Genomic DNA, 21,639 nt, shown 5'->3' with positions numbered 1-21,639 from the left:
CCGGGGCGGGGCGGCTCAGGACGTGCAGAGCGTCTGCTCCAGCACCTCGTTGACGGCCTTGGCCTGTTCCTCGGTGAGCTGGTGCCCGGCACTGCCGAAGCGCGACTGCGCGGCGGCCACCGCGTTGCCGCCGCCGGTGATGGTGGCGCACTGCTGACGCGCGTTGGCAACGGCCTTGTCCGCGTCGGCGGCCAGGGCCGGGTCGACGGCCTTGAGCGCGGCGAGCAGCGCCGCGCGCCGGACCCCGGTCGGCTCCTCGGGGATGCCCTCGCCGATGTCCGGCACCTTCGAACCGGACGCCGCGACGGACGGCGTGCCACCGGCGTCGGGCTTGCTGCCGGAGTCGTCGGTGCCGGAGCTGCAGGCGGGGACCGCTACGAGCACGGCCGCGAGGAGCACTCCGGTGCTGAGGCGTGTACGCATGCCCGCCATGGTGGCGTGCGGCACCCGCCGGCACCCCCCGGTGCGCGGTTTCCGTCGCCGTGCTGTGACCTGCGGGAGGCCGGTCAGCCGCCCGTCACCTTGCGCAGCAGCCGCCGCACCCGCGACGGCGCGGGGGCGGCCTCCCCGTCGAGGGCGCGCTGGAGCTGGGCGAAGTGGTCGGCTCGGGTCTCCGAGAGGTACGGGTCCTTCAGCAGCGGCTTGGCGATCTTCCAGGCGCGCTGGTGGTCACCCGCGTAGTGGCACACGTACGCCTTGGCCAGCTCCAGGACCTGCTTGAAGGGGACCCGTCCGGTGTGGTCGACGTCGACCTGGTCCTGCACCGCGGTGATCAGGGCCAGCTTCTCGTCCACCGTGTAGTCGTCCTTGGCGATGCGTTCCAGCAGCTCGGCCGGGACCGGCCGGACGACCTCGAAGGCGAGGGTGGAACGGATCGGCGCACCGGCGATCTCGACGTACGGGAGCAGGGCGCCGGTGCTGTGGTGCAGCCACGGCAGGCGGGGGCTCGCGAAGTCCTGGTGCAGCACGACCGCACCGGGCTCCAGGCGCGGGAGGAATCGTTCCGCCACGCACCGGAACACCCGCGCCGTCTTGGCGATGTCGACGTGCAGGAACTCGATGGGGCTCTTGTCCTCCGGGTCGGAGGTGGTCCATATGTCGCCGGCGTGGACCTCGATGAACCCCATGAACGGGGCCAGCGCCGCCTCGAAGTCCTCCCGGAAGGAGCTGTCGCCCTCCGGCGCCTTGCCCGCCTTGAAGAACCGCTGCGTGGCGAAGGTGCCCTTGCCCACGCGGAAGAAGTCGAAGGCGTGCAGCCGGCCCTTCTGCTCGTCGAACGCGGGGTTCTCCCGCAGCCCCTTGGCGATGGCGTAGGTGGAGCCGCCGCCGCCCGAGCCCAGCTCGACGAGGGCGCCGGTGCCGTTCACGTGGTGACGCGCCACCAGGTAGAGGAACTTCTGCTCCCAGACGCTCATCTGGGCGTACGGGATCTCCTCCGGGAGTACCACGTCGTCGAACATCGAGTAGAGCCTGCCGAGGGACGCCATCGTTTCCTCACATCTCAAAGCCGGGATGCGCCGATTCCACCCCGCGTCCCACACATCCCAAAAGGACCCGCACACACTGTGCATCCCCGCGACCGAAACGATTCACCATCCGGCGGCCTCCCGTACATCCACTGACCATCGCCTGGCATGTACGCACGAAACGACGAAGGGCCGGACCCCGAGGGGCCCGGCCCGTGGCGCGGGGGGAACGACCGGTCAGACGTTGAAGCGGAACTCCACGACGTCGCCGTCCTGCATGACGTAGTCCTTGCCCTCCATGCGGGCCTTGCCCTTGGCGCGGGCCTCGGGGATCGAGCCGGCCTCCACCAGGTCGCCGAAGGAGACGATCTCCGCCTTGATGAAGCCCTTCTGGAAGTCGGTGTGGATCACACCGGCGGCCTCGGGGGCGGTGGCGCCCTTCTTGATCGTCCAGGCGCGGGCCTCCTTGGGGCCCGCGGTCAGGTACGTCTGCAGGCCGAGGGTGTCGAAGCCGACCCGGGCGAGGGTGGCCAGGCCCGGCTCCTCCTGGCCCATGGACTGCAGCAGTTCCAGGGCCTCGTCGTCCTCGAGCTCGATGAGCTCGGACTCGATCTTGGCGTTGAGGAAGATCGCCTCGGCCGGGGCGACCAGGGCGCGCTGCTCGGCCTTGAAGGCCTCGTCGGTCAGCTCGTCCTCGTCGACGTTGAAGACGTACAGGAAGGGCTTGGTGGTCATCAGGTGCAGCTCGTGCAGCAGCCGGCCCTTCTCCGTGCCGGCGGTGATGCCGGCGGAGAACAGGGTGCGGCCGTCCTCGAGGATCTGCTGGGCCTCCTGGACGGCGGCGAGCACCGGCGCCTTCTCCTTCTGGAGGCGGACCTCCTTGGTCAGCCGCGGCACGACCTTCTCGATGGTCTGCAGGTCGGCGAGGATCAGCTCGGTGTTGATCGTCTCGATGTCGTCCTTGGGGGACACCTTGCCGTCGACGTGGACCACGTCCGGGTCGACGAAGGCCCGGATGACCTGGCAGATCGCGTCGGACTCGCGGATGTTCGCGAGGAACTTGTTGCCCAGGCCCGCGCCCTCGCTGGCGCCGCGGACGATGCCGGCGATGTCCACGAAGTCCACGGTCGCCGGGAGCTTGCGCTGCGAGGCGAAGATCTCGGCGAGCTTGTCCAGACGGGGGTCGGGGACACCGACGACGCCCACGTTGGGCTCGATCGTGGCGAACGGGTAGTTGGCCGCCAGCACGTCGTTCTTGGTCAGGGCGTTGAACAGGGTCGACTTGCCGACGTTCGGCAGGCCGACGATTCCGATCGTGAGCGACACGTGACGACTTCCCGTAGCGAGAGGTGGGTGGAATGGGCCGCCACGCCCGGGCGGGCGACCGGCGGACCGATCCACCAGTCTACGGAACGCACCGGCCCCGGGACGGGCCGCGCCCCCAGTGGCCCCCTGTCGCGGTGAAAAGTCGTGTCCTGCCCCTGTTTCCCCCCTCCTCGGCGCCTACGTTGGGTGCGTGGAGCAACACAGTGCGCGCACACCCCACAAGAACAGCGGTGCACCCACCGCCGCCTCCCCGCTGCCGCGGCCGGTCCGCCCGCAGCGTCGCCCGCAGGGCGCGACCGCCGTCCGGGGCGGTCTGCCCCGGGGGCCGCTGCTGCTGCGGGTGGCCCGGCTGCGCCGGACGGAGCCCCGGCTGACCGGACTGGGCACGGGCGTCTTCATCACGCTGACCGCGCTCGCCGGCGGCGCCGCGGACTCGCTGATCACGGGCGAGCCCGGCACCCTCTTCGGGGTCGTCTTCCTGCTGGCCTGCCTCGCCGCCGGGGCGTTCGTACGGCCGTACGACCTGTCGGCGGCGCCGGTCAGCGCGCCCATCGCCTTCACCATCGCGCTGGCCGTGACGGCCGGCGGCGACGGCGGGGGCTTCACGGGCCACCTGATGGGCCTGCTGACCGGCCTCGCCACCCAGACGGGCTGGTTGTACGGGGGCACGGTCGGTGCCGCGGTGATCGCGGCCGGGCGGAAGGTGGCCTATGTGATGCGCGAACGGCGCCGCTGAGCGCCGCCCTCCACCGGCCGCCTCCCGCCGGCCGCCGCGGTCAGGAGCGGACGGCGGCCGCCGCCATGCCCGCGCCGACGATGCCCGCGTTGTTCTGCAGCGCGGCCGGCACGATCTCGGCCCTGATGCCGGTCAGGAGCGGCAGGAACCTGTCGGCCTTGCGGCTGACCCCGCCGCCGAGGATGAACAGCTCGGGCGAGAAGAGCATCTCGACGTGGGTGAGGTACTTGTGCAGGCGCTTCGCCCAGTGCTCCCAGGTGAGGCCCTCGTCGTCCTTGGCCTTGGTGGAGGCCTTCGTCTCGGCGTCGTGGCCGTGCAGTTCCAGGTGACCCAGTTCGGTGTTGGGCAGCAGGTTGCCGTCGACGAAGACGGCGCTGCCGATGCCGGTGCCGAGGGTGAGCACGATGACCGTGCCCTTGCGGCCACGGCCCGCCCCGTACTCCATCTCGGCCATGCCCGCGGCGTCCGCGTCGTTGAGCAGGGTCACCGCGCAGCCGACCTTCTGGGACAGGAGCCCGGCGGCGTCCATGTCGATCCAGCCCTTGTCGACGTTCGCCGCCGTGCGCGTCATGCCGTGCGTGACCACTCCGGGGAAGGTGGCCCCGACGGGGCCCGTCCACCCGAAGTGGTCGACGACCTGCTTCACGCACTCCGCGACGGCGTCGGGGGTCGCGGGATGGGGAGTGAGCACTTTGAAGCGCTCCTCCGCCACGTCACCACGCCCGAGATCGACCGGGGCACCCTTGATGCCCGATCCGCCGATGTCCACACCGAAAACGCTCATGCCCCAACGCTACGACGTGGCACGGTCGGTCACCCCTCGGAGGTGCCGCCCCGCATCAGTTCGGCGGCCTCGGCGCGCAGGTCCCGGCGGAGCTCCTTGGGCAGCGAGAAGGTGATCGACTCCTCGGCGGCCTTGACGATCTCCACGTCCTCGAAGCCGCGGGCGGCGAGCCACTCCAGCACCTGCTCGACGAGCACCTCGGGCACGGAGGCGCCGGAGGTGACACCGACGGTGGACACGCCGTCCAGCCACGCCTCGTCGATCTCGTCGGCGAAGTCCACCAGGTACGAGGCACGGGCCCCGGCCAGCTTGGCCACCTCGACCAGGCGCACGGAGTTGGAGGAGTTGCGCGAGCCGACGACGATGACCAGTTCGGCCTCGGCGCCCATCTGCTTCACGGCGAGCTGACGGTTCTGCGTGGCGTAGCAGATGTCGTCGCTCGGCGGCGAGATCAGCAGCGGGAACTTCTCCTTGAGCGCGTCGACGGTCTCCATCGTCTCGTCCACGGAGAGCGTGGTCTGGGAGAGCCAGACGACCTTGGACGGGTCGCGGACCTCGACCTTCTCGACGTCGCCGGGGCCGTCGACCAGGGTGATGTGGTCGGGGGCCTCGCCGGAGGTGCCGATGACCTCCTCGTGGCCCTCGTGGCCGATCAGGAGGATGTCGTAGTCCTCGCCCGCGAAGCGCACGGCCTCCTTGTGGACCTTGGTGACCAGCGGGCAGGTCGCGTCGATCGTGGCGAGCCGGCCCTTGGCGGCCTCCTCGTGGACGACCGGGGCGACGCCGTGGGCGGAGAACATGACGATCGACCCCGGCGGCACCTCCTCCGTCTGCTCGACGAAGATCGCGCCCTTCCGCTCCAGGGTCTGCACGACGTACTTGTTGTGGACGATCTCGTGGCGGACGTACACGGGGGCCCCGTACTGCTCCAGGGCCTTCTCGACGGCGATCACGGCACGGTCCACACCCGCGCAGTAGCCTCGCGGGGCGGCGAGCAGGACGCGGCGGGAAGTCGTAGCGGTCATGTGCCCATCGTACGGGGCCCGGACGGGGCCCATCGCTGCCCCGGGTGGTCCGGACGGGGGTGCGGAGGCGGTGCCGGAGCGCCGCGGGGCGCACGCGCGGACGGCACGGGGGCGGCGCGGGGGGCACGGACCGGGCACGGCGCTCAGCGGCAGCGCCGCGGGCCCCGGGCGGCACGGCGGACGGCGAGCGCCCACCCGGTCGCGAGGGCGGCGCCCGCCAGGGGCAGGCAGCTGAAGCAGCCGCAGCCGGGGCCGTAGCGGCCGACGCGGAGCCCGGCGTGGACGCGCGGCGGGCGTTCGGACGGGGTCCAGCCGTACCGGCCGGGTCGGCGCATGGGAACTCCCGGGACCTGTCGGAGACGCCGGCGTCACCGACGTCGGCGGTTTACCGGCTTGCCCCCAGCCTGCGCGGCGGCCCGGCGGGGGGACAGCGGGGCGTGCCATTCGGGTCGGGCGCGAGGGGCGTCACTGTCCGTGGCGGGGGCTAGTCTCGGCGTATGGCTGTGAACACGTCCGCGGAGGCGCCGATCCCTGTCGGCGAGGTGTCCCGGCTGATCGGCGGCTGGGTCGACCGGCTCGGCCCGGTGTGGGTCGAGGGGCAGATCACCCAGTTGTCACGGCGCCCGGGCGCGGGCGTGGTGTTCCTGACGCTGCGCGATCCGTCGCACGACATCTCGCTCAGCGTCACCTGCCGCCGGGCGGTCTTCGACGCCTTCGACGGGGCGGTCGGCGAGGGCGCCCGGGTCGTGGTGCACGCCAAGCCGGAGTGGTACGCGCCGCGCGGCCAGCTGTCGCTGCGCGCGGCGGAGATCCGCCCGATAGGCGTCGGCGACCTGCTGCTGCGGCTGGAGCAGCTGAAGAAGCGGCTGGCGGGCGAGGGCCTGTTCGCATCGGAGCGCAAGCGGCCGCTGCCGTTCCTGCCGCAGCTGATCGGGCTGGTCTGCGGCCGGGCGTCGGCCGCCGAGCGGGACGTGCTGGAGAACGCGCGGCTGCGCTGGCCCGCGGTCCGCTTCGAGGTGCGCAACGTGCCCGTCCAGGGCGCGTACGCGGTGCCCCAGGTGATCGAGGCGGTGCGCGGGCTGGACGCGCACCCCGAGGTCGACGTGATCATCGTGGCGCGGGGCGGCGGCAGCGTGGAGGACCTGCTGCCGTTCTCGGACGAGCGGCTGGTGCGCACGGTCGCGGAGTGCCGTACCCCCGTGGTGTCGGCGATCGGGCACGAGCCGGACACCCCGCTGCTGGACCTGGTGGCCGACCTGCGCGCCTCGACGCCGACCGACGCGGCCAAGCGGGTCGTGCCGGACGTGGGCGAGGAACTGGCCCGGGTCGAGCAGCTGCGGCAGCGGTCGCTGCGGGTGATGCGCGGGCTGCTGGACCGGGAGGAGCGGGGGCTGGCCGCGGCAGTGAGCCGGCCGTGCATGGCACGGCCCCATCTGATGGTGGACGAGCGCGCCGAGCAGGTCACGGCGCTGCTGGAGCGCTCACGCCGCCATCTGCGGCACCGGCTGGACCGGGCGGAGGACGAGCTGGCGCACACCCGGGCCCGGGTCGTGGCGCTCTCCCCCGCCGCCACGCTGCAGCGCGGGTACGCCGTGCTGCAGCGCGAGGACGGGCAGGTCGTGCGCGCCACGGACGAGGTGGCCGAGGAGGAGAAGCTGCGCGCCCGGGTGGCCGAGGGCGAGTTCACCGTCCGCGTCACGCGCTGACCGCCGGCGCGCCGTTCCCGGGCCGGCCGCCGCGCGCCCGGCCGCCGTGTCGGAGGGCGGCCCTAGGCTGGTGCCATGGCAGATCAGGACACGCTGGGGTACGAGCAGGCCCGCGACGAGCTCGTCGACGTCGTTCGCCGTCTGGAGGCCGGCGGCTCCACGCTCGAGGAGTCCCTCGCCCTGTGGGAACGGGGGGAGCAGCTCGCCAAGGTGTGCCGCGACTGGCTGGAGGGCGCCCGCGCCCGGCTGGACGCGGCCCTGGCGGAGGAGTCCGGCGGCAGCGCCGGGCAGGGGCCGGAGGCCGCGGAGGAGGAATGACCGGGTGAGCGGGGCGCGGGCGGCGTGAGCCGCTTCACGTCCTAATAGTTGAAAGTTTAGTTGAAACTTCATCTACGCTGAGGGGAGTGTTCCGACGCGCCCCTCCCCCAGGGCGCGGTTCCACATCCCCCCAGAGGTACCGATGACGCTCCAGCTCGACACCGCCGCCCAGAACCTCCTCTTCCTCGATGCGCGCACCGCCAACGCCTTCACCGACGAACCGGTGACCGACGAGCAGGTCCAAGCCGTGTACGACCTGGTCAAGTACGCCCCGACCGCCTACAACCAGCAGCCGCTGCGCGTCGTCCTGGTGCGCTCCCCCGAGGCCCGCGGGCGTCTGGTGGGCCACATGAACGAGGGCAACCGGGCGAAGACCGCCACGGCGCCGCTGGTCGCGGTCCTGGCCGCCGACAACGAGTTCCACGAGGAGCTGCCGGCCCAGTTCCCGTCCTTCCCGCAGGCCAAGGAGGTGCTCTTCGCCGAGCGCCCGGTGCGTGAGGCGTCCGCCGGCTTCAACGCCGCCCTGCAGGTCGGCTACTTCATCCTGGGCGTGCGCGCCGCGGGCCTGGCCGCCGGACCCATGACCGGTTACGACGCCGAGGCCATCGACAAGGACTTCTTCCCCGACGGCGACCACTCCGTGCTGGCCGTGGTCAACATCGGCAAGCCGGGCGAGAACGCCTGGCGCGAGCGCGGCCCGCGCCTGGCGTACGACGAGGTCGTCACCACCGTCTGACGACGACCGTCACCGCCGCCGGCCCTGCCGGTGGCGGTGACGTGGTTCCGGGTCCAGGGTTCAGCCCTGCCGGCCGCCCCGCTCTTCGAGCGCGGCGGCCAGTTCCGCGAGCCGGGCCATCGGGGCCGTGCCGGTGACCATCGTGGTCACCCCGCCCTCCTCGCGCACCAGCGCGTCGTACTTGTGGCCCTCGTAGCGCTGCCAGGTCTCACCGCCGACGCTGCGGGTACCCACCCGCTTCGCCTCGTGGCCCTTCAGCGCGACGAACTTCTCCGCGGCCTCGTTGCTCTGCTCGACGGCCGCGTACTCGTTCTTCGGGTCGACGAAGCCCAGGTGCCACCGCACCGCCCCCGGGTCGGTGGACTCGTACGTCACCGAGGTCGCCCGCCAGTCCTCGCCGAGCCCCACCGGGGCCGCCACCTGGTACGGGGCGTCGCGCCGTGCCTGGTCGAGCTCGACCCGGTAGCCGACCACCTTGACGGGGTCGTGGTTCTCGTCGTGCGGGATGAAGAGCCAGATGCCCCCGGCGACGACACCGATCGCCGCCATCGAGAGCACCATGTCCCGCAGTGTTTCCGTGCCGCGCTTCTTTGCCACGCCCCCTATGGTCCCCCATACCCCGGACCGTCCGTCCGCCCGGGGTCGCGCCCGGCGGAAATCCGCTCATGTGACAGGTGCCCTGCTCATCCTGGCGGGGTCCGGATAAGGTCGTAACACCCTCTTATCCCGGCCGTCCTCGTACAGAAAGGTGCGCTGTGATGACCGAGCAGCACGAAAACCACAACCTGCCGCCGCAACTCGAGGTGAATCCCGAGGCCCCCGACCGCAACCTCGCCCTGGAACTCGTCCGGGTCACCGAGGCCGCCGCCATGGCGGCCGGCCGCTGGGTCGGACGCGGCGACAAGAACGGCGCGGACGGCGCCGCCGTCAAGGCCATGCGCACCCTCGTCTCCACCGTGTCGATGAACGGCGTCGTCGTCATCGGCGAGGGGGAGAAGGACGAGGCCCCGATGCTCTTCAACGGGGAGCGCATCGGCGACGGGAACGGCGCGGAGTGCGACATCGCCGTGGACCCGATCGACGGCACCACCCTGACCGCCAAGGGCATGCCCAACGCCATCGCGGTGCTCGCCGCCGCCGACCGCGGCGCGATGTACGACCCCTCGGCCGTCTTCTACATGGACAAACTCGTCACCGGCCCCGAGGCCGCCGACTACGTCGACATCACCGCCCCGCCCTCGGTCAACATCCGCCGGGTCGCCAAAGCGAAGGGCAGCGCCCCCGAGGACGTCACGGTGGTCATCCTCGACCGCCCCCGCCACGAGGGCATCGTCAAGGAGATCCGGGAGACCGGCGCACGGATCAAGTTCATCTCCGACGGCGACGTGGCCGGCGCGATCATGGCCGTCCGCGAGGGCACCGGCGTCGACATGCTGATGGGCGTCGGCGGCACGCCCGAGGGCATCATCGCGGCCTGCGCGATCAAGTGCCTGGGCGGCACCATCCAGGGCCGGCTGTGGCCGAAGGACGAGGCGGAGAAGCAGCGCGCCCTGGACGCGGGCCACGACCTGGAGCGGATCCTGCACACCGACGACCTGGTCGAGGGCGACAACGTCTTCTTCGTCGCCACCGGCATCACCGACGGCGAGCTGCTGCGCGGAGTGCGGTACCGCGCCGAGACCGCGATCACCCAATCGCTGGTCATGCGCTCGAAGTCCGGCACGATCCGCCAGATCGACTCCACGCACCGGCTGTCGAAGCTGCGCGCGTACAGCACCATCGACTTCGACCGCGCGCGCTGAGCCGGCGCGGCAGCCGCCGCGCACCGGCACACGAGAACCGGGACCCCGCCGTAGCGACGGGGTCCCGGCCCTTCCGTCGTTCAGCCGGCCGCGGCGATCCGCGTCCCGGGCCGCTGCAGCTCCGCCTCACGGCGGCGGCGCCGGGCCAGTACGACCCTGCGCTCAGCGGCGGTCATCCCGCCCCACACGCCGTAGGGCTCCGGCTGGAGCAGCGCGTGTTCGCGGCACTCCAGCATCACCGGGCAGCGCGCGCACACCCGCTTGGCGGCCTCCTCCCGGGACAGCCGCGCCGCGGTCGGCTCCTTCGAAGGCGCGAAGAACAGACCCGCCTCGTCACTGCGGCACGCCGCCTCCGAGTGCCATGGGCCGCCCAGGTCCCGGGGGTGACTCAGGGAGGACCTGGAGGCTGCCGGGGGCTCGATCGGTTGAAGCACGGGATACTCCTGACGACGGCTCGGCTTGGTGTCACCCTTGCCCGTCGCTGCGGTGCCGGTGCGTCTCCACGGGTCTGTCGGCGTGAGGAGGGCTGCGGCCAGCGACGTGTCCCCTTGCCCTACCCGCTGTGCGCGCGTTCATGCGCACCGTGCCGGGGCCGCCGCCCGGGCCACGCCTCCGTGGCACCGGGATCACGCCCCGCCGACCCCCTTGCGCGGCACGGGAGTTGACCCGCGCCGCGGTCAGCCGTCGAGTTCGGCGGGGCCGAGCCCCTTCTTCTTCACACGCTTGCCCCGGCGCGGCTTGGCCTCGACGCCGCCCCAGAAGGCGAAGCCCTGCACCTTGATGACCGGGGCGTGCGGGTCGGGCGACTCGTACGCCTTCACGTCGGAGCCGCCCATGATGCCCACGACGCCTCCGCCGTGCAGGGTCACGTTCTCCGGGACCCTGATCTCGATGCCGCCCATGATGGCCGTGCAGTTGATGACGAGCTCGGGGCTGGTGAAGGTGGCCTCGGTGAGGTCGATGACGACGCCGCCCATGATGGCGACGGCGTTGATCTTCGAGCCGACCCGCCAGCGTCCCTTGCGCTCGGCACCACCGAGGATGCCGATCAGGTTGGGGTTCTCCCCGGAGCCGTCCGGCACCCAGTGGTGCGCCCCGGGCGACGGGGCGGGGGCGCTCGTGGTGCGTCCCGCGGGGAGGTCGCGGACGTAGGGCTCCAGTTCGCCGACGGTCTTGGCCGCGTAGACCCCGTCGAGCCGCTCGGAGTGCTCCTCGGTGGTCAGACGGCCCTCCGCGAGGGCATCGCGAAGGATGTCGGCCACCCGGTCGCGGTCCGCGTCGGACGCACGGATATCGGCTTCGGCGACGGGGCGCACGGGGTGCTGTTCACGCTTCTGGAGCGACGACTCATCCACCCGACTACCGTACACAAACGCGATAGATCGCGACTAGGGCCGGTGAGGGTCACCTCACACATCCGGTACCCCGCGCACGTTCTACGCTTGTTGGGCTTCTATGACGCAGCGCCAGTGAGGATGTCCCTTATGCCCGAGTTTGCCTATACCGACTTGCTCCCCCTCGGTGAGGACACCACTCCGTACCGTCTGGTCACCTCCGAGGGCGTCAGCACCTTCGAGGCCGACGGCCGGACCTTCCTCAAGGTGGAGCCGGAGGCGCTGCGCAAGCTCGCCGCCGAGGCGATGCACGACATCTCCCACTACCTGCGTCCGGCGCACCTCGCCCAGCTGCGCCGGATCCTCGACGACCCCGAGGCCTCCCCCAACGACCGCTTCGTCGCCCTGGACCTGCTGAAGAACGCCAACATCGCCGCGGCCGGCGTCCTGCCGATGTGCCAGGACACGGGCACCGCGATCGTGATGGGCAAGCGCGGCCAGAACGTGCTCACGCAGGGCGGCGACGAGGCGGCCCTCTCGCACGGCATCTTCGACGCCTACACCAAGCTCAACCTGCGCTACTCCCAGATGGCCCCGCTGACCATGTGGGAGGAGAAGAACACCGGCTCGAACCTGCCCGCGCAGATCGAGCTGTACGCGACCGACGGCGGCGCGTACAAGTTCCTCTTCATGGCCAAGGGCGGCGGCTCGGCCAACAAGTCCTTCCTCTACCAGGAGACCAAGGCGGTCCTGAACGAGGCCTCCATGATGAAGTTCCTGGAGGAGAAGATCCGTTCGCTCGGCACGGCCGCGTGCCCGCCGTACCACCTGGCGATCGTGGTCGGCGGCACCTCCGCGGAGTTCGCGCTGAAGACCGCGAAGTACGCCTCCGCGCACTACCTGGACGAGCTGCCGGCCGAGGGTTCGCCGACCGGCCACGGTTTCCGGGACAAGGAGCTGGAGGAGAAGGTCTTCGAGCTCACCCAGAAGATCGGCATCGGCGCGCAGTTCGGCGGCAAGTACTTCTGCCACGACGTGCGCGTGGTGCGGCTGCCCCGGCACGGCGCCTCCCTGCCGGTCGCCATCGCCGTGTCCTGCTCCGCCGACCGCCAGGCCGTCGCGAAGATCACCGCCGAGGGCGTCTTCCTGGAGCAGCTGGAGACCGACCCGGCGAAGTACCTGCCGGAGACCACCGACGAGCACCTGTCGGACGAGGACGTCGTGCGCGTCGACCTCAACCGGCCGATGGACGAGGTGCTGGCGGAGCTGTCCAAGTACCCGGTCAAGACCCGGCTGTCGCTGACCGGCCCGCTGGTCGTCGCCCGCGACATCGCGCACGCCAAGATCAAGGAGCGGCTGGACGCGGGCGAGGAGATGCCGCAGTACCTGCGCGACCACCCGGTCTACTACGCGGGTCCGGCCAAGACCCCGCAGGGCTACGCCTCCGGCTCCTTCGGCCCGACCACGGCCGGCCGCATGGACTCCTACGTCGAGCAGTTCCAGGCGGCGGGCGGCTCCAAGGTCATGCTCGCCAAGGGCAACCGCTCGAAGCAGGTCACCGACGCCTGCGCCGCGCACGGCGGCTTCTACCTGGGCTCGATCGGCGGCCCGGCGGCGCGCCTGGCCCAGGACTGCATCAAGAAGGTCGAGGTCGTCGAGTACGCCGAGCTCGGCATGGAGGCGGTCTGGAAGATCGAGGTCGAGGACTTCCCGGCCTTCATCGTCGTCGACGACAAGGGCAACGACTTCTTCACCGATCCGGCACCCGCGCCGACGTTCACCAGCATCCCGGTGCGCCCGGGGTCGTGACCGGGCCGCCTTGTTCCCCGGTCCGTGCGGGCCGCCTTCCGGGCGGCCGACGGGGGGAATGAAACGTCCCGCGCCGCTGTCCTACCGAGGGGTCGGGGTTCTACTGGGAAGTACCCGGTACGCCCGACGATGTCCGCGATGGAAGGAATTCCGGCCATGCCCGAGCAGGACGCAGGGGACGAGCGCGAGTACCGCGTCGAGCACGACTCGATGGGCGAGGTGCGCGTCCCGGCCCACGCCAAGTGGCGCGCGCAGACCCAGCGCGCGGTGGAGAACTTCCCCGTCAGCGGACGCGGGCTGGAGCGGTCCCACATCGAGGCGCTCGCCCGGATCAAGGCGGCCGCGGCCAAGGTCAACGCGGAGCTGGGCGTCCTGGACAAGGACGTGTCGGAGGCGATCCAGGAGGCCGCCGCGGAGGTGGCCGGGGGGCGCTGGGACGGGCACTTCCCGATCGACGTCTTCCAGACCGGTTCCGGCACCTCGTCCAACATGAACGCCAACGAGGTCATCGCGACCCTGGCGAGCGAGCGGCTCGGCCGCGACGTGCACCCCAACGACCACGTCAACGCCAGCCAGTCCTCCAACGACGTCTTCCCCTCCTCCCTGCACATCGCCGCGACCGCCGCGGTGACCGGCGACCTGGTCCCGGCGCTGGAGCACCTGGCGGCGTCGCTGGAGCGCAAGGCCGCGGAGTTCGCGGACGTCGTGAAGTCCGGCCGTACGCATCTGATGGACGCCACGCCGGTGACCCTGGGCCAGGAGTTCGGCGGCTACGCGGCGCAGGTCCGGTACGGGGTGGAGCGGCTGCGGGCCTCGCTGCCCCGGCTGGCGGAGCTGCCGCTGGGCGGCACCGCGGTCGGCACGGGGATCAACACCCCGCCCGGCTTCTCGGCGGCGGTGATCGCCGAGGTGGCGCGGACGACCGGGCTGCCGCTGACCGAGGCGCGGGACCACTTCGAGGCGCAGGGCGCCCGCGACGGCGTCGTGGAGACCTCCGGGCAGCTGCGCACGATCGCCGTGGGCCTGACCAAGATCGCGAACGACCTGCGCTGGATGGGCTCCGGCCCCCGCACCGGTCTCGCCGAGATCGCCCTGCCGGACCTGCAGCCCGGTTCGTCGATCATGCCGGGCAAGGTGAACCCGGTGATCCCCGAGGCGGTGCTGATGGTGGCCGCGCAGGTCATCGGCAACGACGTGACGATCACCACGGCCGGCGCCGCGGGCAACTTCGAGCTGAACGTGATGCTCCCGGTGATCGCCAGGAACGTCCTGGAGTCGGTGCGGCTGCTCGCCAACGTCTCCCGGCTGCTGGCCGACCGCACGGTGGACGGGATCACGGCGAACGTGGAGCGCGCCCGTGAGTACGCGGAGTCCTCGCCGTCGGTCGTGACCCCGCTCAACAAGTACATCGGCTACGAGGAGGCGGCCAAGGTCGCCAAGCGGTCGCTGGCCGAGCGGAAGACCATCCGCGAGGTGGTCCTGGAGTCCGGCTACGTCGAGCGCGGGCTGCTCACCCTGGAGCAGCTGGACGAGGCGCTGGACGTGCTGCGGATGACCCGGCCCTGACGGCGCGCCGCGCCGTCGTCCCGGCCGTCCCCGGTGCCCGGCGTGACGAACGCCCGGCTCAAGGGTGACGCCCCCGTAACACGGGGTCCGTAAGATCCGTTCATGACAGCGGACATCCTTCTTCCCCGTGGAGCGGGCCAGGACGGCGGCGCGGGCCACTGGGCCCCCGGCGAGCAGGTGCTGTGGCGCTACCGCGGCAACGGCAGCGACGCGGTGCACATCTGCCGTCCGGTGACCGTGGTGCGCGACGACCCGGAGCTGCTGGCGGTGTGGATGGCGCCGGGCACCGAGTGCGTCAAGCCGGTCCTGGCGGACGGCTCGCCGATCCACCACGAGCCGCTGGAGACCCGCTACCTCAAGCCGCGCACGACGTGCGTCGACCGCTGGTGGGGCGCGGGCGTGCTGAAGCTGGCGCGCCCGGACGAGCCCTGGTCGGTGTGGCTGTTCTGGGAACAGGGCTGGCGCTTCAAGAACTGGTACGTGAACCTGGAGGAGCCGCGGCGCCGCTGGCCGGGCGGGGTCGACTCGGAGGACCACTTCCTGGACATCCACGTCACCCCGGACCGGGGCTGGCAGTGGCGGGACGAGGACGAGTTCGCGCAGGCCCAGGCCGCCGGCCTGATGACGGCGGTCACGGCGGAGCGGGTACGGGAGGCCGGCCGCCGGGCGGTCAAGGTGATCGGCGCCTGGGGGCACCCCTTCCGGGACGGCTGGGAGCACTGGCGTCCGGATCCGGCGTGGCCGGTACCGGCCCTTCCGGTTGACTGGGATCGTCCGGCAAGGTGACGGCGTGAGCGGCTTGCCGGGTACCCCTGCCCCAATCGTAAGATCGTGGCCCATAGTGCTGCACAAAACACAGGCTCACACTAGAGTTTGACGCTATGTCACCAAGGTCATACGGGAGGCCCGGGCTGTGGGAGTCGGCGGCTACGAGGACATACAGCTGGACCGCACCGGCCAGGCCGAGGGGTTCGACGCCATAGGTGACCGCTACGACGAGGCCTTCCCGTACAAGGAGGGCCAGGTCGCCGCGGGCGAGTGGCTCCTGGCGCAGCTCCCGGCGGGCTCCCGCGTCCTGGACCTCGGCTGCGGCACGGGACTGCCGACCTGCCGTCAGCTGGTCGAGGCCGGGCACGAGGTGACGGGTGTGGACCTCTCCGCGGGGATGCTCTCGCTCGCCCGCCGGCACGTGCCCCGGGCGACCTTCCTCCAGGCCGACATCGCCGACCTGCGGACCGGTGGCCGCCACGGACCCGACGGCCCGGGGGACCCGGGCCGCTTCGACGCCGCCGTGGCCTTCTTCTCGCTGCTGATGCTGCCTCGGGCGGAGATCCCGCTGGCCCTGCGCAGCGTCCACGACCTCCTCCTCCCGGGCGGAATGTTCACCCTTTCGATGGTGGAAGCCGACGTGGATGACTTCGCGATTCCGTTCCTTGGTAACACCATCCGGGTATCGGGTTATCTACGGGATGAATTGCGCCAGGTGGTGGCCGACGCGGGATTCACGGTCCTTAAGGAGGATTCGTACGCGTACGCGCCGCACACGACCGAAGTGCCGCCGGAGGAGCAGCTCTTCCTGCACTGCCGACGACCCGCCTGACGCGGCCGCCCCGCCACGTGCCCGGCACGTGACGCACCCGACCGGATGGAACGACCAGCGTGAGCACGGAGCGCATTTCTGAGCAGGCCGCTGTCCAGGGGACGACGGCCGGCCCGGCACGTCCGGGTGACACCGAACCGGTACCGGATCCACGGGCCGGCCTCCTGCTGCCCGCGGACCCCGCGCCGGGCGGCGGGTCGGGCGCGTCCACGGCCGGGGCGCCGGCCCCCGGGCGGTCCCCGGACCCGTCCGCGGCGGGCGACCGCCCGCGCCGGGGCCGCCGGAGCGGCGGCGCCAAGCGCGGCGCGGCCGCCGGCGGGGCCGGCGATCCCGGCGGCACGGCCATGCCGCCGGCGGAACGTCAGACCTCCTCCGATCCGCTCGTGTCGGCCCCCGCCCCGGCCAAGCCCGGCCGCGGCGGCCGGCGTGCGCGCGGCGGACGCACCGCGCGGCAGTCCTCCGAGGTGCGGGACCGTCAGGCCGCCCGGGTGGTCGCCGGCGAGGGGGCCGCCACCGTCCAGCACATGGCCGCCGCCCCCGCGGACGGCGGCCGCGGACGGCAGACCGTACGGCTGCGCTCCGCCGACGCCCCCGGCGGCTCCCCGGCCACCGGCCCCTCCTTCGACGGCTCCGCGGGCCGGGACCGGCGGGCCGCCACCGCCATGGCCGCTCCCGTGGAGCCCGGCCGCCGGGCCACGGCGGGCGGCGGGACCCCGGGTGTCCCGGGTGTCCCCGGTCCGACGCAGCCGGAGGGCGGCGAGCCGCGCACCCGGCAGCGGACCCCCGACACGACGCTGCCCACGTCCCGGACGACGGGCCGGCAGGGCGGCCGCGGGGGCCACGCGGGCGGGCACCCCGTCGACGAGGACTCCACCGGCGGCCAGCCGCTGAAGAAGATCGGCCCGCAGAACCGCGGCCGGGCGGGGCAGGCGGAGACCGAGCGGCTGCGCTACGTGGGCGCGGCCACCCGCCGCATCGCCCGCGGCCTGGACCTGGACGAGATCGTGCTGGGCCTGTGCCGCTCGGCGGTGCCCGCCTTCGCCGACGCGATCCTGGTCTACCTGCGCGACCCGCTGCCGGTGGGCGACGAGCGCCCCTCCGGCCCGCTGGTCCTGCGGCTGCGGCGCACCGACCGCGTGCCGGACGAGAACGCCCCGGAGCCGGTGGAGGGCCTGCTCATGCCGGTCGTGCCCTCCACGGAGGGCGCGTACGGCGCTGCGGCCGAGGTCGTGACCGTCCCCATGGACGGCGCGCTGGCCGAGGTGCTGCGCGGGGTGCGCCCGGTGTTCTCCGACAGCGAGCAGGCCACGGCGGCCCTCCAGGAGCTGGTCGGCGGTTGCCGGCAGGCGGAGTTCGGCGAGACGTTAGACCTGCCGACCGGACGCCGGGCCATCCTGGCACCGCTGCGCGGCCGCCGCCGGGTGATCGGCGCGACCGTGCTGCTGCGCCGTCCCGAGCGGGCCCCGTTCGACCCGGACGACCTGCTGATCGCGGCCCAGCTGGCCACCCACACGGCGCTCGGCGTGGACAAGGCGGTGCTCTACGACCGCGAGGCGTCCATCGCCGACTCCCTGCAGCGCGAGATGCTGCCGGACTCCCTGCCGGAGCCCACCGGGGTCCGGCTGGCCAGCCGCTACCTGCCGGCCGCGGAGTCGGCCCGGGTCGGCGGCGACTGGTACGACGCGATCCCGCTGCCCGGCAGCCGGGTGGCGCTGGTGGTCGGCGACGTCATGGGCCACTCCATGACCTCGGCGGCGATCATGGGCCAGCTGCGGACGACCGTGCAGACCCTGGCGGGCCTGGACCTGTCGCCGCAGGAGGTGCTCTACCACCTGGACGAGCAGGCCCAGCGGCTCGGCCAGGACCGCATGGCCACCTGCATCTACGCGGTCTACGACCCGATAGCGCACCGGGTGACCATCGCCAACGCCGGCCACCCGCCGCCGGTGCTGCTGCACGCCAGCGGACTGGCCGAGGTGCTGCGCGTGCCGCCGGGCGCGCCGATCGGCGTGGGCGGCGTGCCCTTCGAGGCGGTCGAGCTGCCCGCCCCGGCCGGGGCGACGCTGCTGCTGTACACCGACGGCCTGGTGGAGTCCCGCACCCGTGACGTGTGGGGCGGCATCGAGATGCTGCGCGAGCGGCTGCACACGGCGTCGGCGGTGCTGTGCCCGCCGCCGCTGGAGCCGCTGTGCGACGAGGTCCTGGAGATCGTCGGCCCGGGCGACCGGGACGACGACATCGCGCTGCTGGCCGCCCGCTTCGACGGCATCGCGCCGCGCGACGTCGCCTACTGGTTCCTGGAGCCGCGGCCGCAGACGGCCGGCCGGGCCCGGCGGCTGGTGCGCCAGGCGCTCAGCCGCTGGAACCTGGAGCCGCTGGCCGAGGCGACCGAGCTGCTGGTCAGCGAGGTGGTCACCAATGCGGTGCGGTACGCGGAGCGGCCGATCACGCTGCGGCTGCTCCGTACCGACGTGCTGCGCTGCGAGGTGGGCGACGACGCCCCGACACTGCCGCGGATGCGCCACGCTCAGCCGCAGGACGAGGGCGGGCGCGGGCTGTACCTCGTCAACCGGATGGCGCAGCGCTGGGGAGCGACCCGGCTGAGCGCCGGGAAGGTGGTCTGGTTCGAAATGGGCATTCCGGGCGGTGCCGACCGGTAGACGCTCCGTATCGGTACACGTTTTATTTCTGGACATTGTCCAGATCCGTGACGTGAAGTCATTGCCCGGCGTGCCGAGCCGGTGATTCAGTGTTTGTGTGGTCGTTAGCGACCAGGAGCCCCCGACGGACTCTTCCGAAGATCGACGGGAGGACACACTCACATGAGCACCCCCTACACCACCAACAACGCCGGGATCCCGGTGGAGAGCGACGCGCACTCGCTCACGGTGGGCTCGGACGGCCCCATCCTCCTCCAGGACCACTACCTGATCGAGAAGATGGCGCAGTTCAACCGCGAACGGGTACCGGAGCGTGTGGTGCACGCCAAGGGCTCGGGCGCGTACGGCGTCTTCGAGGTGACGAACGACGTCAGCCAGTTCACCAAGGCCGACCTCTTCCAGCCGGGACGCCGCACGGAGATGCTGGCCCGCTTCTCGACGGTCGCCGGCGAGCTGGGCAGCCCCGACACCTGGCGCGACCCACGCGGTTTCGCCCTGAAGTTCTACACCGAGTACGGCAACTACGACATGGTCGGCAACAACACGCCGGTCTTCTTCGTGCGCGACCCGATGAAGTTCCAGGACTTCATCCGCAGCCAGAAGCGCCGCCGTGACAGCTCACTGCGCGACAACAACATGCAGTGGGACTTCTGGACGCTGTCCCCGGAGTCGGCGCACATGGTCACCTGGCTGATGGGCGACCGCGGCGTGCCCAAGTCGTACCGCCACATGAACGGCTACAGCTCCCACACCTACATGTGGGTCAACGGCGGCGGCGAGCGGTTCTGGGTCAAGTACCACTTCAAGACCGACCAGGGGATCGACTTCCTCACCCAGGAGGAGGCCGACCACTACGCGGGCGCCGACGGCGATCTGCACCGCCGTGACCTGTACCAGGCCATCGAACGCGGCGAGCACCCCTCGTGGACGCTGTACATGCAGATCATGCCGTTCGACGACGCGGCGGACTACCGGTTCAACCCCTTCGACCTCACCAAGGTGTGGCCGCACGGCGACTACCCGCTGGTCGAGGTCGGCCGGATGACCCTGGACAAGAACCCCGAGGACTACTTCATCCACATCGAGCAGGCCGCCTTCGAGCCCAGCAACATGGTGCCCGGCATCGGCCCCTCGCCGGACAAGATGCTCCTCGGCCGGCTCTTCTCGTACGCCGACACCCACCGCTACCGGATCGGCCCCAACTACGCCCAGTTGCCGCCGAACCGGGCCCACACCGAGGTGCGCTCGTACGCCAAGGACGGGCCGATGCGCTACGAGCCGTCGCGCACCGCCGCGCCGTACGCGCCGAACTCCGTCGGCGGGCCCGAGGCCGACATCCGGCGCTTCGGCGACCCGGCCGGCTGGGAGGTGGCGGGCAACATGGTGCACGAGCCGTACAAGCTGCACCGCGAGGACGACGACTTCGGCCAGGCCGGGACGATGATCCGCCAGGTCCTGGACGACGCCGCCCGCGACCGGCTGGTCTCCAACGTGTCGGGCCACCTGAAGAACGGGGTCAGCGCCCCCGTCCTGGCCCGCGCGGTCGAGTACTGGCGCAACATCGACAAGGAGGTCGGCGACCGCATCGCCGCCAACGTCAACGGCCTGTGAGCCGGACCTCCCCACGGCCGCAGCCCCGGTGCACGTGATGTCCGTCCGTGCCCCGGGGCTGCATCGCGTCCGGCCGGAACGGAACCGGACGGGCTCCACGCGCATCCCATCGGCATGAGGACGGGACGGTGGGCGAGGGCGGGGGCCGTCATACCCCTGGTGACGGCGGTGGGCTGCGGGGTCCTGGGGGCGGACGGCCCCGACTGCACCGACATCGGAGCGGAGTCGGGGGTGCGGCTCGTGTTCGACACGGAGCCCGGCACGACCTACCGGCTGTGCGCCGGCGCGGTGTGCTCGCGCAGCGGAACGGGCGACGGGCAGGAGATGCTGCTCGCCCTGGACCTGCCCGGAGCGACCGGGCCGGAGCGGGTCGCGGTGCGCTTCACCGGCACCCCGCAGAATGCCCCGGGGACCGCGACCGAGCCCGCGGTGGACGAGCACATCGACGTCACGCTCAAGAAGTGGCAGCCGAACGGCCCGCACTGCGAGCCCACCGCCTATCAGGCCCATCTCGGGTACGAACCGGGAAAGGGCCTGTTCAGGGAGGGTTAGGTCACCGGCTCGCCGCTATGCACAAGGTCTATACACCGCAGGTATACGCGTCGTGTAGAGTCCTCGGTCATGAGCATCGGCCACACCCTGCTCGGACTCCTGGAGTCCGGCCCACGCCACGGATACGACCTGAAGCGGGCATTCGACGACAAGTTCGGCCACGACCGCCCGCTGCACTACGGCCAGGTCTACTCGACGATGGCGCGGCTGCTGAAGAACGGACTGGTCGAGGTCGACGGCATCGAGCCCGGCGGCGGCCCGGAACGCAAGCGCTACGCGATCACCGAGGCCGGGATCACCGACGTCGAGAAGTGGCTCGGGCAGCCGGAGAAGCCCGAGCCCTACCTGCAGAACACCCTCTACACCAAGGTCGTCCTCGCGCTGCTCACCGGACGCAGCGCCGCCGGCCTCCTCGACACACAGAGGTCCGAGCATCTGCGGCTGATGCGGGAACTGACCGAACGCAAGCGGCACGGCGACTTCGCGGACCAGCTCATCTGCGACCACGCCCTGTTCCACCTGGAGGCGGACCTGCGGTGGCTGGAGCTCACCGCCGCCCGCCTGGACCTACTCGCGGCGGAGGTAGCCGAGTGAGCACCACGGAGAAC

General features: G+C 71.9%; 22 protein-coding genes. 13 read left to right on the top strand and 9 right to left on the bottom strand.

Features of this window, described 5'->3' with window-relative positions; genetic code table 11:
• Nucleotides 1–15 precede the first annotated feature (15 nt).
• From AC1VWI_RS27780 to ychF, 3 genes are all read right to left on the bottom strand, one after another.
• Nucleotides 16–423 (bottom strand): hypothetical protein, encoded by a 408-nt coding sequence (locus AC1VWI_RS27780; protein ID WP_499513731.1) that lies wholly within the window; start codon nucleotides 421–423, stop codon nucleotides 16–18.
• Between the two features lie 83 nt (nucleotides 424–506).
• Nucleotides 507–1,487, bottom strand: coding sequence for a class I SAM-dependent methyltransferase (locus tag AC1VWI_RS27775; RefSeq protein ID WP_499513730.1), 981 nt, complete (start codon nucleotides 1,485–1,487; stop codon nucleotides 507–509).
• Nucleotides 1,488–1,703: 216 nt separating this feature from the next.
• On the bottom strand, nucleotides 1,704–2,792 hold the full coding sequence (gene ychF / locus AC1VWI_RS27770; protein ID WP_499513729.1) for a redox-regulated ATPase YchF: 1,089 nt from the start codon (nucleotides 2,790–2,792) through the stop codon (nucleotides 1,704–1,706).
• Nucleotides 2,793–2,982: 190 nt separating this feature from the next.
• Between ychF and AC1VWI_RS27765 the strand changes: the two genes are divergently transcribed.
• On the top strand, nucleotides 2,983–3,528 hold the full coding sequence (locus AC1VWI_RS27765) for a DUF6542 domain-containing protein (RefSeq protein ID WP_499513728.1): 546 nt from the start codon (nucleotides 2,983–2,985) through the stop codon (nucleotides 3,526–3,528).
• 40 nt (nucleotides 3,529–3,568) lie between these two features.
• On the opposite strand, the gene ppgK is transcribed toward AC1VWI_RS27765, so the two are convergent.
• From ppgK to AC1VWI_RS27750, 3 genes are all read right to left on the bottom strand, one after another.
• Complete coding sequence (gene ppgK / locus AC1VWI_RS27760) at nucleotides 3,569–4,312, bottom strand: polyphosphate--glucose phosphotransferase (protein ID WP_499513727.1); 744 nt, start codon at nucleotides 4,310–4,312, stop codon at nucleotides 3,569–3,571.
• Nucleotides 4,313–4,341: 29 nt separating this feature from the next.
• Nucleotides 4,342–5,337: a 4-hydroxy-3-methylbut-2-enyl diphosphate reductase gene (locus AC1VWI_RS27755; protein WP_499513726.1), complete on the bottom strand. Its 996-nt coding sequence runs from the start codon at nucleotides 5,335–5,337 to the stop codon at nucleotides 4,342–4,344.
• Nucleotides 5,338–5,480: 143 nt separating this feature from the next.
• Nucleotides 5,481–5,672, bottom strand: coding sequence for a hypothetical protein (locus AC1VWI_RS27750; protein ID WP_499513725.1), 192 nt, complete (start codon nucleotides 5,670–5,672; stop codon nucleotides 5,481–5,483).
• Between the two features lie 162 nt (nucleotides 5,673–5,834).
• Between AC1VWI_RS27750 and xseA the strand changes: the two genes are divergently transcribed.
• From xseA to AC1VWI_RS27735, 3 genes are all read left to right on the top strand, one after another.
• Nucleotides 5,835–7,043, top strand: coding sequence for an exodeoxyribonuclease VII large subunit (gene xseA / locus AC1VWI_RS27745; protein ID WP_499513724.1), 1,209 nt, complete (start codon nucleotides 5,835–5,837; stop codon nucleotides 7,041–7,043).
• 75 nt (nucleotides 7,044–7,118) lie between these two features.
• Complete coding sequence (locus AC1VWI_RS27740) at nucleotides 7,119–7,361, top strand: exodeoxyribonuclease VII small subunit (RefSeq protein WP_499513723.1); 243 nt, start codon at nucleotides 7,119–7,121, stop codon at nucleotides 7,359–7,361.
• Between the two features lie 142 nt (nucleotides 7,362–7,503).
• Nucleotides 7,504–8,097, top strand: a complete 594-nt coding sequence (locus AC1VWI_RS27735) for a malonic semialdehyde reductase (protein WP_499513722.1) — start codon at nucleotides 7,504–7,506, stop codon at nucleotides 8,095–8,097.
• A gap of 60 nt (nucleotides 8,098–8,157) precedes the next feature.
• Here AC1VWI_RS27735 and AC1VWI_RS27730 read toward each other — a convergent pair whose 3' ends face one another.
• The gene (locus AC1VWI_RS27730) at nucleotides 8,158–8,694 is read right to left on the bottom strand and encodes a DUF4245 domain-containing protein (protein ID WP_499513721.1); all 537 of its coding nucleotides are present in this window, start codon (nucleotides 8,692–8,694) and stop codon (nucleotides 8,158–8,160) included.
• Between the two features lie 161 nt (nucleotides 8,695–8,855).
• On the opposite strand from AC1VWI_RS27730, the gene glpX reads away from it, so the two are divergent.
• Nucleotides 8,856–9,899: a class II fructose-bisphosphatase gene (gene glpX / locus AC1VWI_RS27725; protein WP_499513720.1), complete on the top strand. Its 1,044-nt coding sequence runs from the start codon at nucleotides 8,856–8,858 to the stop codon at nucleotides 9,897–9,899.
• Between the two features lie 80 nt (nucleotides 9,900–9,979).
• Here glpX and AC1VWI_RS27720 read toward each other — a convergent pair whose 3' ends face one another.
• Nucleotides 9,980–10,333, bottom strand: coding sequence for a WhiB family transcriptional regulator (locus AC1VWI_RS27720; protein ID WP_018561404.1), 354 nt, complete (start codon nucleotides 10,331–10,333; stop codon nucleotides 9,980–9,982).
• A gap of 243 nt (nucleotides 10,334–10,576) precedes the next feature.
• Nucleotides 10,577–11,254 carry a DUF1707 SHOCT-like domain-containing protein gene (locus AC1VWI_RS27715; RefSeq protein ID WP_499513719.1) on the bottom strand — a complete coding sequence of 226 codons (678 nt, stop codon included), beginning with the start codon at nucleotides 11,252–11,254 and terminating at the stop codon, nucleotides 10,577–10,579.
• Nucleotides 11,255–11,383: 129 nt separating this feature from the next.
• Between AC1VWI_RS27715 and AC1VWI_RS27710 the strand changes: the two genes are divergently transcribed.
• The 8 genes from AC1VWI_RS27710 (at nucleotide 11,384) to AC1VWI_RS27675 (ending at nucleotide 21,625) form a co-directional block, all read left to right on the top strand.
• Nucleotides 11,384–13,042 carry a fumarate hydratase gene (locus tag AC1VWI_RS27710; protein WP_499513718.1) on the top strand — a complete coding sequence of 553 codons (1,659 nt, stop codon included), beginning with the start codon at nucleotides 11,384–11,386 and terminating at the stop codon, nucleotides 13,040–13,042.
• 156 nt (nucleotides 13,043–13,198) lie between these two features.
• Nucleotides 13,199–14,608 (top strand): class II fumarate hydratase, encoded by a 1,410-nt coding sequence (locus tag AC1VWI_RS27705; protein WP_499513717.1) that lies wholly within the window; start codon nucleotides 13,199–13,201, stop codon nucleotides 14,606–14,608.
• A 102-nt stretch (nucleotides 14,609–14,710) separates the two neighbouring features.
• Complete coding sequence (fomD, locus tag AC1VWI_RS27700) at nucleotides 14,711–15,394, top strand: cytidylyl-2-hydroxypropylphosphonate hydrolase (protein ID WP_499513716.1); 684 nt, start codon at nucleotides 14,711–14,713, stop codon at nucleotides 15,392–15,394.
• A 127-nt stretch (nucleotides 15,395–15,521) separates the two neighbouring features.
• Nucleotides 15,522–16,208 (top strand): class I SAM-dependent DNA methyltransferase, encoded by a 687-nt coding sequence (locus AC1VWI_RS27695; protein WP_499513715.1) that lies wholly within the window; start codon nucleotides 15,522–15,524, stop codon nucleotides 16,206–16,208.
• Between the two features lie 59 nt (nucleotides 16,209–16,267).
• On the top strand, nucleotides 16,268–18,868 hold the full coding sequence (locus AC1VWI_RS27690) for an ATP-binding SpoIIE family protein phosphatase (RefSeq protein WP_499513714.1): 2,601 nt from the start codon (nucleotides 16,268–16,270) through the stop codon (nucleotides 18,866–18,868).
• A gap of 162 nt (nucleotides 18,869–19,030) precedes the next feature.
• Nucleotides 19,031–20,479, top strand: coding sequence for a catalase (locus AC1VWI_RS27685; protein WP_499513713.1), 1,449 nt, complete (start codon nucleotides 19,031–19,033; stop codon nucleotides 20,477–20,479).
• Nucleotides 20,480–20,593: 114 nt separating this feature from the next.
• Nucleotides 20,594–21,031 carry a hypothetical protein gene (locus AC1VWI_RS27680; protein ID WP_499513712.1) on the top strand — a complete coding sequence of 146 codons (438 nt, stop codon included), beginning with the start codon at nucleotides 20,594–20,596 and terminating at the stop codon, nucleotides 21,029–21,031.
• Nucleotides 21,032–21,100: 69 nt separating this feature from the next.
• Nucleotides 21,101–21,625 carry a PadR family transcriptional regulator gene (locus AC1VWI_RS27675; RefSeq protein ID WP_499513711.1) on the top strand — a complete coding sequence of 175 codons (525 nt, stop codon included), beginning with the start codon at nucleotides 21,101–21,103 and terminating at the stop codon, nucleotides 21,623–21,625.
• Nucleotides 21,626–21,639: the final 14 nt, after the last annotated feature.

The sequence above is a fragment of the Streptomyces sp. TOM-9 genome (assembly GCF_056858595.1).
This window is presented reverse-complemented; position numbering and strand designations above follow the sequence as displayed.